This window comes from Actinocorallia sp. A-T 12471 (genome assembly GCF_033875155.1).
GTDB lineage: Bacteria > Actinomycetota > Actinomycetes > Streptosporangiales > Streptosporangiaceae > Actinocorallia.
Genome location: NZ_JAWZTE010000010.1, coordinates 198532 through 211554 on the forward strand (window position 1 = coordinate 198532; position 13023 = coordinate 211554).

The window sequence follows — 13023 nt, forward strand, 5'->3', positions numbered from 1 at the left end:
GGGCGGGGGATGCGGGTCGAGCTGTTGCCGGACGCCGGGACCGACGTGTGGGACGAGTTCGTCGGGGAGTTCGGCGGAAAGCCGACGGCCTGGCTCGTCGAGGTCGCGCGCACGGCCGACCCCCTGACGGCCCGGCGCGCGCTGGCCGCGCTCGCCGACGTCTACCCGTGGGTGCCGGACGAGCAGGCATGGGCCGAGGCCGCGTTGCGCGAGATGATCGCCACCGGAGACCGGCTGCACCCGGGCGTCCTGGGGGCCGCGCTGGAGATCTACGAGGACATCGGCACCCCCGAGGGCGCGCGGCACGCGCTGGCGCTGTTCCGGCATCCCGATCCGCTGATCGTCCAGCTCGCCTTCGACGTCATGGACGCGGTCGGCGCCAACGCCCTGGCCGCCGCGATGCTGGAGGCCGCGCGGCCGCTCGTCGCGCACAGCGACCCCGACGTCAGGCTCGCCGCCGCGGCCCTGATCGGCTCGCTGGGCGACTGGGAGGGCGACCCCGTCACGCTGCCGCTGTCCCGCCTGACGCACGAGCTCACCGCCCTCCTGGGGGCCGACGACCCCGCCGTCCGACGGCACGCGGCGCGCCTCATGGTCCGCTGGGACGAGGACGGCCTCAGCGCCGACGCCGCCCTGACGCCCCTGCTCGGCTCCGCCGACCCCGAACTGCGCGCGGCGGCCGCCGAACGCCTGATCCGCAACGGCGACCCCCAGGCGTTCGACCTGCTCCGTCATGAGTTGTCCGCCCCCGACGTCCACGCCGCGTTCGTCACCGCCGCCGCGTTCCTCGCCGACGACCTGCCCCGCCCGCTGCGCAAGGACCTCCGCAAGGCCCTCAGATCCCTCAGGACGGCCGGATGGCCCTCCCTCGACCCCGGGGACCGCCGGACCCGCGAAGCCCGCCTGCACAACGCGCTGCGCGCGATGGGCCGCTGGTGAGCTAGATCAGCACCCCGCAGGTGAACCCCAGCACCGAGACGATCACCAGCGCGATGATCATCCGGGAGCGGTAGCGGGGCACCCGCTTGGGCGCGGCCTTGGCCTTGGGACGCGCCTCGGCCCGCAGGAACCTGACGATCTCGGCGGCGGTCGGCCGGGCCGCGGGTTCCTTGTCCAGACAGCGCGCTACAAGTCCGCGTAGCCCGCCGCGCAGGGCTCCCAGGTCGGGTTCGCGGTCGGTGATCCGGCGCATCACCGCGCCGGTCGGGCCGGTGCCGAACGGCGGCCGTCCGGTGGCGGCGTAGACGACCGTCGAACCCCAGGCGAACACGTCGGACTCGGGCCCGACGTGCAGATCCTCGACCTGCTCCGGCGACATGTACGCCGGGGTGCCCACCGGGTGGTTGGTCTGCGGGGTGCGGCCGTCCAGCAGCCGCGCCACCCCGAAGTCGATGACCTTCGCGCCGCGCGGCCCGAGCACCACGTTGCTCGGCTTGAGGTCGCGGTGCACGACCTGCGCCCGGTGGATCGCGGCGAGCCCGACGGCGGTGCGCAGCGCGATCTTGTGCAGTTCGGGGCCCTTGAGCGGACCGGCCTCTGCGACCTCGTCCTGCAGGGTCCTGCCGCGCACGTACTCGCTGACGATGTAGGGCCGCTCGGCCGTCACCTTGGCGTCGAGCACCCTGGCGACCTGCGGTGCTTCCACCCGGCTCGCCGCGCCCGCCTCCTTGATGAACCTGCCGCGCGCCTTGGGCGACGCCACGGGCCCGCCCTTCAGCACCTTGACGGCCACGGCCCGCCCCTCCCGGTCCCTGCCGAGGTAGACGACCCCCTGCCCGCCCTCCCCCAACCGTCCGGAAAGCGCATAAGGCCCGATCCTGCGCGGATCCTCAGGACGAAGCGGAACCTCATGCTGCAACGACACGGGCGGCGACCTCACGGGGGACGGGTCCAGAGTGCCGATTTATACCAAACCCCGGCCCTCAACAGGCCCGGAATAGACACAGCGGCCGAACGCTCATTGCGTCCGGCCGCCTCTAGTCGTCACCAGTGCGGGGGTACGTCTTCCCGCAGGCGTCGGTCGTTGCCCTCGTCCTCGCGCCAGTCGCCCCAGCCCTCGGCCCGTTCGTCGCTCGTGAGGTCGGGCAGGAGCGGGGAGGCGTCTTCGGGGTTCATGGCGTCCATGCTATTCGGCCTCAAGCCCCCGGGCGTCGAGGGCGGCGGCCAGGGCGCGGGCCGCCTTGTGCGGGTCGGGGGCCTCGGTGAGGGCGCGGACGACGACGATCCGCCGCGCGCCCATCTCCTGGACCTCCGCGAGGTTGCCCGCGTCGATCCCGCCGATCGCGAACCAGGGACGCCGCGCCGAGGCGGCCGCCCGTACGGGCTCGGCCCCCGCCGCCGCGCGGCCGGGTTTGGTGGCCGTCGGCCAGACGGGCCCGACCGCGAAGTAGTCGACGCCCTCCTCCCGCTCGGCCGCCGCGACCTGCTCGACCGCGTGGGTGGACCGCCCGATCAGCATGTCCTGTCCGACGATCCTGCGCGCGAGCGGTACGGGAAGGTCGTCTTGTCCGAGGTGCAGGATGTCGGCTCCGGCGGCGAAGGCCACGTCGGCCCTGTCGTTCACCGCGAGCAGCGCCCCATGCCGCGCACAGGCGTCGCGGAACACCTCGAGGGCCTCGAGCTCCTGCTTGGCCTCGATCCCCTTCTCCCGTAGCTGGACGATGTCCACGCCGCCCGAGAGCACGGCGTCAAGGAACTCGGGTAGGTCGCCCTGCTTGGCGCGGGTGTCTACGCACAGGTACAGCCGGGCGGTGGCCAGCCGCGCGCGCAGGGCCACCGCCTTCTCGCTCGGGACCACCTCAGAAGGCCAGGGCCTGGGCGCGGCGGCGGACCTCGGTGCCCCGGTTCTCCCGGAGCGCCTGCACGGGGCTGCCGGGCAGGGTCTCGTCGGGCGTGAACAGCCACCGCAGCGCCTCGACGTCGTCGAAGCCGGCGTCGCCGAGCAGGGTCAGGGTGCCGGGGAGGCCCTTGATGATCTCGCCGTCCTCGAAGAACGCGGCGGGTACCTGCGGGCCGCCTCCGACCGACCGGTAGGCGGCGAGGAGCTTGCCCTCCTTCACCCACTGCTTCACCCGTCCGGCCGGGAGGCCGAACAGGGCGGCGGCGCCGGTCAGGGTGTGCCATTCCCCCACGAGGGAGTCGAGTTCGGGATCAATGTCAACGTGCGTCTTCGTCACGGTTCCGTGTCTACCATCCGGCGGCGGCTATGAAACCGTCCGGACGGCGTTTCGGATGGCTACGGCCGGATCCGCCAGCTTCGCGACGTCGACCGCGACGCCCTGGCCGATGATCCGCCGGGCCTGGACGAGATCGCGCGGTTTGTCCACGGTGAGGATCGCGTCGAGACGGTCGCCGGTCACCCAGCACACGGCCCATTTGCGCTCCGAGGGGTCGCCCCGGTAGATCATCCGCTCCGTGCCCTCGTGGTACCCGGCGAACTGGACCATCCGCCCGAACTGCTCGGACCAGAAGTAGGGCGGCTCGTCGTAGACGGCGTCGGCGTCACCGAGCAGGGCGGCGACCGCGACCTCCGGCGCGTTGAGCGCGACGTCCCAGTGCTCGACCCTGACCCGCCGCCCGTACCTGCCCGACCACCACGCGGCGCAGTCCCCGACCGCGACGATCTCCGGCCGCGACGTGCGCATCGCGCCGTCCACGACGATCCCGCCGAGCCGCGCGTCGAGCTCGAGCGCGTCGCCGACCCAGCCGAGCGACGGCCGCACCCCGATCCCGACGACGACGGCGTCGGCGTCAAGGAACTCGCCGCCGACCAGGGCGACCCCGCCGTCCTCGATCGAGGCGACCTTGACGCCGCAGCGCAGCTCCACCCCCGCCTCGGCGTACCAGGGCTCGGTAAGCGCGCCCAGCTGCGTCCCGAGGGCGACGGCCACAGGGGTCTCGGCGGCCTCGAGGACGGTCACCCGGCAGCCGAGCTTGGCCGCGCTCGTCGCGACCTCAGCCCCGATCCACCCGGCCCCGACGACGACCACACGCGCGCCCGACACCAGCAGCGGACGCAGCTCAAGCGCGTCCTTCATGGTCCTGACGACGTGCTGGGCACCCGGCCCGGGCAGCCTGATCGGGTCGGCTCCGACGGCGATCACGAGCCCGTCATACGGCAGGTCACCGTCCGTCGTCTCCAGCACCCGCTCCTCGGCGCGCAGGCCGGTCGCGGTGACGCCGAAGCGCACGTCGCAGTCGAGCGCGTCCCAGGCGGCATCCACGGTGGTGTCGTCGCTGTCGCCGGTGAGGACGGCCTTGGACAGCGGCGGACGGTCGTAAGGAAGCACCCCCTCCGCGCAGACGAGGGTGAGCGCGCCCGTGTACTCCCTGGCCCGCAGCGCCTCCACGGCGCGTACCCCGGCGAGCCCTCCGCCGACGACGATGACACGTTCCATGCAAGCCCTCCACGACACCCACACACCGGCCCGAGGGCCGGATGACGGCAAGGTCCCGCCACCTTAGCCGCAACCGAGAATGACGTTCCGTACAGGGATGCCCGATAACTCATGATTCCTGCTCAGGGCATACGCTGTGTCGGAAGGCACGGGAGCCCCCGCGGGGGCTGAGAGGGGAGCGCGCGGCTCCCGACCGTAGGAACCTGATCCGGATCATGCCGGCGAAGGGAGCGGACGCGCTTGATCGTGATCATCGGGGCCGGGATCGTCGGACTCGGCGTCGCCTGGCGGACGGCGCAGCGGGGCCTGCCCGTCACCCTCGTGGACCCCGCGCCGGGGTCGGGCGCGAGCCATGTCGCGGCGGGGATGCTCACGCCCGTAGGCGAGCTGCAGTACGGCGAGGAAGACCACCTGATGCTCGGCATCGACTCGCGCGACCGCTACCCGGCGTTCGCGGCCGAGCTCGCGGAGCTGACCGGCATAGACGTCGGCTACCAGCGCGAGGGCAATCTGTCGGTCGCCTACGACGGCGACGACCTCGCCTTCCTACGCGAGCAGCACGAGTTCCAGGCTTCCCTCGGCCTGCGCACCGAACTCCTCACCGGCAGGGAGTGCCGCAAGCTTGAGCCCATGCTCGCGCCGTCCGTGCGCGGCGGCATCCTCGCCCCGGACGACGGCAGCGTGGACCCGCGCAAGGTGGTCGCCGCCCTACGGAAGGCGTGCGCCGACATACCCATCGTCCGTGAGCGCGCGCGCGAGATCGTCATCGAGGACGGGCGGGCCAAGGGCGTCAGGCTGGAGAGCGGCGAGGTGCTCGAAGCCGACCAGGTCGTCCTGGCGGCCGGGAGCTGGTCGGGCGGGCTGAGCGACCTGCCGGTGCGGCCGGTGAAGGGCCAGATCATCCGGCTGCGGTCGCCGCACCCGTTCCTGACCCGGGCCACGCGCGGGCTCGTCCAGGGGTTCTCGATGTACCTCGTGCCGCGCCCGGACGGCGAGCTCGTCGTCGGCGCGACCCAGGAGGAGCTCGGCTTCGACGGCCGCGTCACCGCGGGCGGCCTGTGGGAGCTGCTGCGCGACGCCCGCGCGCTCTTCCCCGGCGTCACCGAGCTCGAGTTCGCCGAGGTGAAGGCGTCGTTCCGGCCCGGATCGCCGGACAACGCCCCGATCCTCGGCCCGTCGGGGACCGCGGGCCTGCTGTACGCGACCGGGCACTACCGCAACGGCGTCCTGCTCGCCCCGCTCACCGCCGACGCCCTCGCCGGGGTGCTCGCGGGCGGCGACCTCCCCGAGGTGGCCCGCCCGTTCACCGCGGCGCGTTTCAGCCCCGTGGAGACCCGATGAGAGTGCATGTGAACGGCGACCCCCGCGACCTCGCGGCCGACGTGACGGTCGCCGAGGTCGTCGCCGACGTGGCGGGGGCGGGCGCGGCGGAGAGCGGCCGCGGCATCGCCGTCGCGGTGAACGACGAGGTGGTGCGGCGCGCGGCGTGGCCGGCGACGCGGGTGAACGAGGGCGACCGGGTGGAGATCATCACCGCGGTCCAGGGAGGCTGACAGTGGACGCGTTGGAGATCGCCGGGGAGAAGCTCGGCTCACGGCTCATCATGGGCACGGGCGGGGCCCCGAGCATGCACGCGCTGGAGGAGGCGCTGCTGGCCTCGGGCACCGAGCTGACGACCGTGGCGATGCGCAGGGTCGATCCCGCCATGAAGGGCTCGGTGCTGGAACTGCTCGACAAGCACGGCATCCGGGTCCTGCCGAACACCGCGGGATGTTTCACCTCCGGCGAGGCCGTCCTCACCGCGCGGCTGGCCCGCGAGGCGCTGGGCACCGACTGGGTGAAGCTCGAGGTCATCGCCGACGAGCACACCCTCCTGCCCGACCCGGTGGAGCTGCTCGACGCCGCAGAGCGCCTCGTCGCCGACGGCTTCAAGGTGCTCCCGTACACCAACGACGACCCCGTCCTCGCCCAGCGCCTCGAGCAGGCCGGGTGCGTGGCCGTCATGCCGCTCGGCGCGCCGATCGGCTCGGGCCTCGGCATCCGCAACCCGCACAACATCGAGCTGATCGTCGCGCGGGCCGGGGTCCCGGTGGTGCTCGACGCGGGGATCGGCACCGCGAGCGACGCCGCGCTGGCGATGGAGCTCGGCTGTGACGCGGTGCTGCTGGCCACCGCCGTCACCCGCGCGCGCAAGCCCGCGCTGATGGCGACGGCGATGCGGCACGCGGTCGAGGCGGGCCGCGCGGCGCGGCTTGCGGGCCGGATCCCCCGGCGTCATCTGGCCCAGGCGTCGTCGGCGTTCGACGGTCTCGCCGACCTCTCCGGGACGGCCAATATCAAAGAGGACAATTCATGATCACGGTTCCAGAACGGACGAAAAGGTAGTCCCGCAGAGCGATGGGACGGGGTCCGATTCGCCCGTAGACTGCCCGGATGGACGCGACCACTGTGGATCCTCTCGTCGGGCGGGTACTCGACGAGCGTTACCGCATCGAGTCGAAGGTGGCCAAGGGCGGGATGGCCACGGTCTACGTAGGCCGCGACACCAAGCTCGACCGTGTCGTGGCCGTCAAGGTGATGCACGCGCACCTCGCGCAAGACGAGCAGTTCGTCCGGCGGTTCATGGGCGAGGCCAAGGCGGCCGCCGCGCTGTCGCACCCCAACGTGGTCGCGGTCTACGACCAGGGCACCGACGGCGCGCACACCTACCTCACCATGGAGTACCTGCCGGGCCGGACCCTGCGCGACCTGCTCGACGAGCGGGGCCGCCTGCCCGTCCGCGACGCCCTCGGCATCATGGCCCCGATCCTCTCCGCGCTCGGGGCCGCGCACCGGGGCGGGCTGATCCACCGCGACGTGAAGCCGGAGAACGTCCTGCTGACCCGCGACGGCCAGGTGAAGGTGGCCGACTTCGGCCTCGCCCGCGCCGAGACCGACAGCAAGCAGACCAAGACCGGCATGATCATCGGCACGGTCGCCTACATGGCCCCCGAGCAGGTGATCGACGGCCGCGCCGACGCGCGCTCGGACGTCTACGCCGCGGGCATCCTGCTGTTCGAGCTGCTCACCGGACGCCAGCCGCACCAGGGCGACACCCCTCTGGCCGTCGCCTACGCGCACGTCAACGACCCGATCCCGCTGCCGTCCCAACTCGTCCCGGACATCCCGCCGCGCATCGACGCGCTGGTCATGTCGGTCACGAGCAAGGACCCGGCAGGGCGGCCGATGGACGCCGGCCACTTCTACGCGCTGCTCGCCGACCCGAACCTCCCGCTGCCCGCGCCCGGCGCGCCGGGCCCGCCGATGCGCCACTCGGGCGAGCACGCGCGGCCGCGTCCGTCAGGGCCGCAGACGATCCCGCCGCCCGGCTACCCCGGCCCCTACAACAGCGGCCCGCACACGAACCCGCCGCACAGCAGCCTGCCAGGAGGCGGCCCCGAGGGCGCGACGTCCGTCCTGCACCAGGCGGGCCCCGACGCGCACCCGAACAACCGCACGTCGGTCCTGCCCGGCGGCCCGAACCACACCGCGGTCCTGCCGCGCGGCGAGGAGCCGCCCGGCGAGGACGACGTGCTGCTCCTCGACCGGATCATGCACTTCGTCACCGGCCGTTTTGTGCTGCTGACCCTCGGGATCATCGCCTCGATGGTGCTCGGCTGGGCGGTCTGGTACCAGGTGTCCGGCAAGTATGACCATGTCCCGAAACTGATCGGGGTGTCGCAGAAGGAGGCGACCCAGCGGCTCAGCTCCGAGGGCATCCCGTACGAGATCGCCGACGAGAAGGTCTTCTCCGACCGCGCCCCCAAGGGCACGGTCGCAGAGGTCGTGCCGGGCGAGGGCGCGAAGATCCAGCCCGGCTCGAAGGTCGTGCTGACGATGTCCAAGGGCCTCACCCCGCTGAAGATCCCGGACGTAGCGGGCATGTCGCAGGACGAGGCGCGCGACAAGCTGAAGGGGTTCACCAAGCTCGAGGTCGAGGACAGGCCGTCGAGCCAGCCCGAGGGCATGGCCGCCGGGACCGACCCCAAGGCCGGGCAGATGCTCTCCCCCGACGAGACGCTGACCCTGTTCATCTCCAGCGGCCTCGCCATGCCCGACCTCGTCGGCGACGCCACCACCGACGCCTACGCCCAGCTCGACTCGATCAAGGGCAAGCTCGACGGCAACCTCACGGTCAACCAGCAGGAGCAGAACGACCCGAACAAGCCCAACGGCACGATCCTGTGGCAGGACCCCAAGGCGGGCACCCTCCTGGCCCCCGGATCAACGGTCACGCTCGGCGTCAACAAGCACAACGACTGCTTCTTCGAGCGGATCAACCCGCTCTGCAAGGACGACCAGCCCGACGCCAACGGCAACATGCTCGTCCCGCACCTGTTCGGCAAGCCGATCGAGGAGGCCAAGGCCGAGCTCGAGCGGCGCGGCTTCCACGTCGCGTTCAACGGCACGCTCAACTCGGGACGGGTGATCTCCATGTCGCCGGGCGGCGGCGAGCGCGTCCCGCAGGGCACGACGATCACGATCACCCACTAGGCGCGCGGGGGCCGGTTCTGTCAGACCGGTCCCCTACCCTGGGTGGACCATGAGTGAGCAGCTGAGCAGCCCCATCGGGGCGCACGTGCCGGTGGCCGGTGGCCTGGGCACCGGGGGACTGAAGTACGCCGCCGAGATCGGGGCGGAGGCCGTCCAGGTCTTCGTGAGCAACCCGCGCGGCTGGGCGCAGGCGGTGGGCAAGCCGGCCGAGGACGCCAAGCTGCGCGAGAGCCCGCTCCCGGTGTTCGTACACGCGCCCTATCTTGTGAACTTCGGCTCGCCCAGCGAGGAGACGCTGGAGAAGTCGGTCTCCTCGGTGGCGCACGCGCTGGCGCGCGGCCACCAGATCGGCGCGCGCGGGGTCGTGGTGCACACCGGCTCGGCCGTCACCCAGACCCGCGAGCAGGCCCTGGCGCAGGTGCGCGAGCATGTGCTCCCGCTGCTCGACGCGCTGCCGGACGACGCCCCCGACCTGCTGCTCGAGCCCATGGCCGGGCAGGGCGCGATGCTGTGCGCGACGGTCGACCAGCTCGGCCCGTACTTCGACGCGCTCGACCACCACCCCAAGCTCGGCGTCTGCCTCGACACCTGCCATGTCTTCGCCGCGGGCCACGACCTCGCCGCCGACAACGGCGTCGCCAAGACGCTCGACGAGCTCGTCGCGACGGTCGGCGAGGGCCGCCTGAAGCTGGTGCACGCCAACGATTCCAAGGACGTCTGCGGCTCGAAGAAGGACCGCCACGAGAACATCGGCCAGGGCCACATCGGCGAAGGCCCCTTCGCCGCGCTCTTCCGCCACCCCGCGGCCGCCGGCGTCCCGTTCATCATCGAGACCCCCGGCCGCTCCGCCGAACCCCACAAGACCGACATCGACACCCTCAAGCGCCTGCGGGGCTGAGGGGCAGAGTTCACGTTTTCCGGCCCCGCCTCGCGGCGGGGCCGGAAAACACTCAGGCGCTGAGACGGACAACCCCCCGACTGTCCGCTCAGCGCCTGAGCCTGCACCGCCGTCTCCCACCCCCCCGGTACGGGAGGCGGCGGCTGTGGTCCTCACCCGGAGTCAGACCGGCCCCGGGAAGGACCTCCAGAATCGTCTTGCTGAAGAGAACATTACGGGTCGGCCGGATCTTCCGCAGGCCCTGGGGGACCTCGCGCGACCAACGGTATGTAGTCGGCGATATACGTAGCGTAGTTACGGGTTGAGCGGTTGATTTTCCGCGACGAACGGTCGAGGGTCGCCGTTTCTCCCGTCGGCGGACCCGTCGGCGGGAGGGTCAGCGGGTCTCGGGGCCGCCCTTGAAGCCGCGCACGAGCAGATCCCTGACCTCGCGGGTGTGCCTGCGGCTCACCGGAAGCAGCGTCTCGCCGACCCGGACCGCCGCCCTGCCCCCGTCGAAGCACAGCTCGGTGATGTGCGCCGCGGCGACCAGCGTGCTGCGGTGAATCCGGACGAAGCCCGCGTCCGCCCAGCGCCGCGCGAGCGCCGCCAGCGGAATCCGCACAAGGTGCTCGCCGCCCTCGGTGTGCAGGCGGACATAGTCGCCGTGCGCCTCCACGTGCGTGACCGCCGACCTGCTCACCAGCCGGGTCCGCCCGCCGAGCTCGACCGGGATCAACTCGTCGTCCGGGACGGTCCGCTCCCGGCGCGCGGCCCGCTGGACCCGTCCGACGGCCTCGGCCAGCCGCCGCTGGCGGACCGGCTTCAGCAGATAGTCGAGCGCGCCGAGCTCGAAAGCGGTGACGGCGCAGTCGTCATGCGCGGTCACGAACACCACGGCGGGCGGCTCGGCGAAGCCCGACAGCAGACGGGTGAAGTCGAGCCCGTCGAGGCCCGGCATACGCACGTCCAGGAAGACCGCGTCGAGGCGCTCCCCCGCAGCCATCATCCGGCCGAGCCCGCGCAGCGCCTCGGCCGGGTCGCCCGCGCCGGTGACCCGCTCCACCCTCGGGTCGGCCCGCAGCAGGTGTACCAGCTCCTCGAGGGCGGGCAGCTCGTCGTCCACCGCAAGGACGCGCAGAGGGGCGGGATCAAGTGATGGCGGGTGCGATGGAGACGCTGAGGACATGCCAGGACCATGCCGCCCTCACGCGGCGCGCGCAATCACTTCCGCCGAGTGACTATCAGTCCTCCTGGTAGGAGTACCGCTGCTCCCGCCACGGATCGGCGGTGTTGTGGTACCCGCGCTCCTCCCAGAACCCGCGCTGGTTGCCGATCAGGTACTCGAACCCGCGCGACCACTTCACGCTCTTCCACGCGTACAGGTGCGGCACCACCGCCCGGACCGGGAACCCGTGGTCGGGCGTGATCTCCTCGCCGTTGTGGTGCGTGGCGAAGACCGTGCCCTCGGCCGTCAGGTCCTCGATGCGGATGTTCGCGCTGTAGCCGTACTCCGCCCACAGCATGACGTGCGTGACGTCGGGGTGCGGGGGGACGAGCTCCGTCAGCGTGCGCCCCGTCACGCCCTCCCAGAGGTTGTCGGGGATCGTGAACTTGGTGACGCAGTGGAAGTCCGCGACGACGCCGGTCCTGGGGAGCTTCTGGAACTCCGTCCAGTCCCACCGGCCCTCCGAGCCGTCGGCGGTGGGCCCGTAGACGCGGAAGTCCCAGCGTTCTGGGCGGAAACGCGGTACCGGACCGTAGTGCAGCACCGGGAATCCCCGGGGCACATACTGCCCCGGCGGCAGTGATTTCTCTGGGGAGGTCATCTTCCGGCCCAGTCTGCCACCCCTCGGGCCCCGGCCGTCCCCCAGCCCCCGCTGTTCCGAGCACCCGCGATCATGGTCTACGCTGATGCCCATGCGCGGCGTCCGCTTTTACTTTTGGTATGACGAGCCCGGGTCTGGCACCGGGTCGCTCGTCAGCCGAAAGCTGCGCTGACGCGAAACGACCTCTCCAAGCCCCGGGCCTTGCACAGGCCCGGGGCTTTTTGCTTGCCCGCACACCCTGACCCGATCTTCCGAGGAGAACCCCATGGTCGTCGTGATGGCCCCCGAGGCCACCGAGTCCGACATCGACAACGTCGTCGCGCTGGTCGGCGCGGCGGGCGGCGAGGCGTTCGTGAGCCGCGGCGTCAGCCGGACCATCGTCGGCCTCGTCGGCGACGTCGAGCGGTTCGGCACGCTGAACCTGCGCGGGCAGCGCGGCGTCAGCGACGTCGTGCGGATCTCCGCGCCCTACAAGCTGGTCAGCCGGGAGAACCACGCCGAGCGGTCGGTCGTGCGGGTCGGCGGCGTGCCGATCGGCCCCGGCACCATGACGCTGATCGCGGGCCCGTGCGCGGTGGAGACGCCCGAGCAGACCCTCAAGGGCGCGCTCATGGCCAAGTCGGCGGGGGCGTCACTGCTGCGCGGCGGCGCGTTCAAGCCGCGCACCTCCCCGTACGCCTTCCAGGGGCTCGGCGAGGCCGGGCTGCGGATTCTCGCGGACGTGCGCGCCGAGACCGGCATGCCGATCGTCACCGAGGTGGTCGACGCGCGTGATGTCGAGCTCGTCGCGGAATACGCCGACATGTTGCAGATCGGCACGCGCAACACGCAGAACTTCGCGCTGCTCCAGGCCGTCGGCGACGCGGGCAAGCCCGTCATGATCAAGCGCGGGATGAGCGGGACCATCGAGGAGTGGCTGATGTCGGCCGAGTACGTCGCGCAGCGCGGCAACCTCGACGTCGTGCTGTGCGAGCGCGGCATCCGGACCTTCGAGAAGGCGACCCGGAACACGCTGGACATCTCGGCCGTCCCGGTCGCGCAGCGGCTGTCGCACCTGCCGGTGATCGTGGACCCGTCGCACTCGGGGGGACGCCGTGACCTCGTCCTTCCGCTGACCCGCGCGGCCATCGCCGTCGGGGCCGACGGCGTCATCATCGACGTCCACCCGCACCCGGAGACCGCGCTGTGCGACGGGCCGCAGGCGCTCATCCACGACGACCTCGCGGAGCTGACCGAACTCGTCAAGGCCCTTCCCCCGATCGTCGGGCGGGCGCTGACCCCGGCCCCGGAGCCCGCGCCGGCGGCCTGAGTCCTACCGCCCACCGCCGTCCCGGGCCGTCGTGGCCTGGGGCGGTGTGGCGCGGGGAGGCGGGCAATTTACCGGACA

At 72.1% G+C, this 13023-nt stretch carries 14 protein-coding genes and 1 riboswitch; of the genes, 7 read left to right on the forward strand and 7 right to left on the reverse strand.

Translation table 11 applies throughout. From position 1 onward, the window contains the following. Nucleotides 1-9: 9 nt before the first annotated feature. The gene (locus tag R9X44_RS25520) at nucleotides 10-939 is read left to right on the forward strand and encodes a HEAT repeat domain-containing protein (RefSeq protein WP_319816805.1); all 930 of its coding nucleotides are present in this window, start codon (nucleotides 10-12) and stop codon (nucleotides 937-939) included. A gap of 1 nt (nucleotide 940) precedes the next feature. On the opposite strand, the gene R9X44_RS25525 is transcribed toward R9X44_RS25520, so the two are convergent. The 5 genes from R9X44_RS25525 to R9X44_RS25545 all read right to left on the reverse strand — a co-directional run bounded on the left by R9X44_RS25525 (nucleotide 941) and on the right by R9X44_RS25545 (nucleotide 4397). Then, entirely contained in the window at nucleotides 941-1864 is a 924-nt protein-coding gene (locus R9X44_RS25525) for a serine/threonine-protein kinase (RefSeq protein WP_319816806.1), read from the reverse strand. 119 nt (nucleotides 1865-1983) lie between these two features. Next, a complete protein-coding gene (locus R9X44_RS25530; protein WP_319816807.1) occupies nucleotides 1984-2115 on the reverse strand; it encodes a hypothetical protein in 132 nt (43 codons plus the stop codon). Nucleotides 2116-2125: 10 nt separating this feature from the next. Next, nucleotides 2126-2797, reverse strand: a complete 672-nt coding sequence (gene thiE, locus R9X44_RS25535; RefSeq protein WP_319816808.1) for a thiamine phosphate synthase — start codon at nucleotides 2795-2797, stop codon at nucleotides 2126-2128. A 1-nt stretch (nucleotide 2798) separates the two neighbouring features. Beyond that, nucleotides 2799-3176 carry an Rv2175c family DNA-binding protein gene (locus tag R9X44_RS25540; RefSeq protein WP_319816809.1) on the reverse strand — a complete coding sequence of 126 codons (378 nt, stop codon included), beginning with the start codon at nucleotides 3174-3176 and terminating at the stop codon, nucleotides 2799-2801. A 27-nt stretch (nucleotides 3177-3203) separates the two neighbouring features. Further along, on the reverse strand, nucleotides 3204-4397 hold the full coding sequence (locus R9X44_RS25545; protein ID WP_319816810.1) for an NAD(P)/FAD-dependent oxidoreductase: 1194 nt from the start codon (nucleotides 4395-4397) through the stop codon (nucleotides 3204-3206). A gap of 138 nt (nucleotides 4398-4535) precedes the next feature. After that, a riboswitch (TPP riboswitch) is annotated at nucleotides 4536-4644 on the forward strand. Between R9X44_RS25545 and thiO the strand changes: the two genes are divergently transcribed. The 5 genes from thiO (at nucleotide 4644) to R9X44_RS25570 (ending at nucleotide 9828) form a co-directional block, all read left to right on the forward strand. After that, complete coding sequence (gene thiO / locus R9X44_RS25550) at nucleotides 4644-5738, forward strand: glycine oxidase ThiO (RefSeq protein WP_319816915.1); 1095 nt, start codon at nucleotides 4644-4646, stop codon at nucleotides 5736-5738. (Overlaps the previous riboswitch by 1 nt.) Beyond that, nucleotides 5735-5950 (forward strand): sulfur carrier protein ThiS, encoded by a 216-nt coding sequence (thiS, locus tag R9X44_RS25555; protein WP_319816811.1) that lies wholly within the window; start codon nucleotides 5735-5737, stop codon nucleotides 5948-5950. Before thiO ends, thiS begins: the two co-directional genes overlap by 4 nt. A 2-nt stretch (nucleotides 5951-5952) precedes the next feature. Beyond that, nucleotides 5953-6753 (forward strand): thiazole synthase, encoded by an 801-nt coding sequence (locus R9X44_RS25560; protein ID WP_413774985.1) that lies wholly within the window; start codon nucleotides 5953-5955, stop codon nucleotides 6751-6753. A gap of 77 nt (nucleotides 6754-6830) precedes the next feature. Then, a complete protein-coding gene (locus R9X44_RS25565; RefSeq protein WP_319816812.1) occupies nucleotides 6831-8930 on the forward strand; it encodes a protein kinase domain-containing protein in 2100 nt (699 codons plus the stop codon). A 49-nt stretch (nucleotides 8931-8979) separates the two neighbouring features. Then, on the forward strand, nucleotides 8980-9828 hold the full coding sequence (locus R9X44_RS25570; protein ID WP_319816813.1) for a deoxyribonuclease IV: 849 nt from the start codon (nucleotides 8980-8982) through the stop codon (nucleotides 9826-9828). Between the two features lie 376 nt (nucleotides 9829-10204). Here the strand turns inward: R9X44_RS25570 and R9X44_RS25575 are convergent, their stop codons facing one another. Continuing rightward, entirely contained in the window at nucleotides 10205-10996 is a 792-nt protein-coding gene (locus R9X44_RS25575; protein WP_319816814.1) for a LytTR family DNA-binding domain-containing protein, read from the reverse strand. Nucleotides 10997-11051: 55 nt separating this feature from the next. Continuing rightward, on the reverse strand, nucleotides 11052-11636 hold the full coding sequence (locus tag R9X44_RS25580; RefSeq protein ID WP_319816815.1) for a molybdopterin-dependent oxidoreductase: 585 nt from the start codon (nucleotides 11634-11636) through the stop codon (nucleotides 11052-11054). Between the two features lie 265 nt (nucleotides 11637-11901). Here R9X44_RS25580 and aroF point away from each other — a divergent pair, with 265 nt between their 5' ends. Next, entirely contained in the window at nucleotides 11902-12945 is a 1044-nt protein-coding gene (aroF, locus tag R9X44_RS25585; RefSeq protein WP_319816816.1) for a 3-deoxy-7-phosphoheptulonate synthase, read from the forward strand. The last annotated feature ends 78 nt before the right edge of the window (nucleotides 12946-13023 follow it).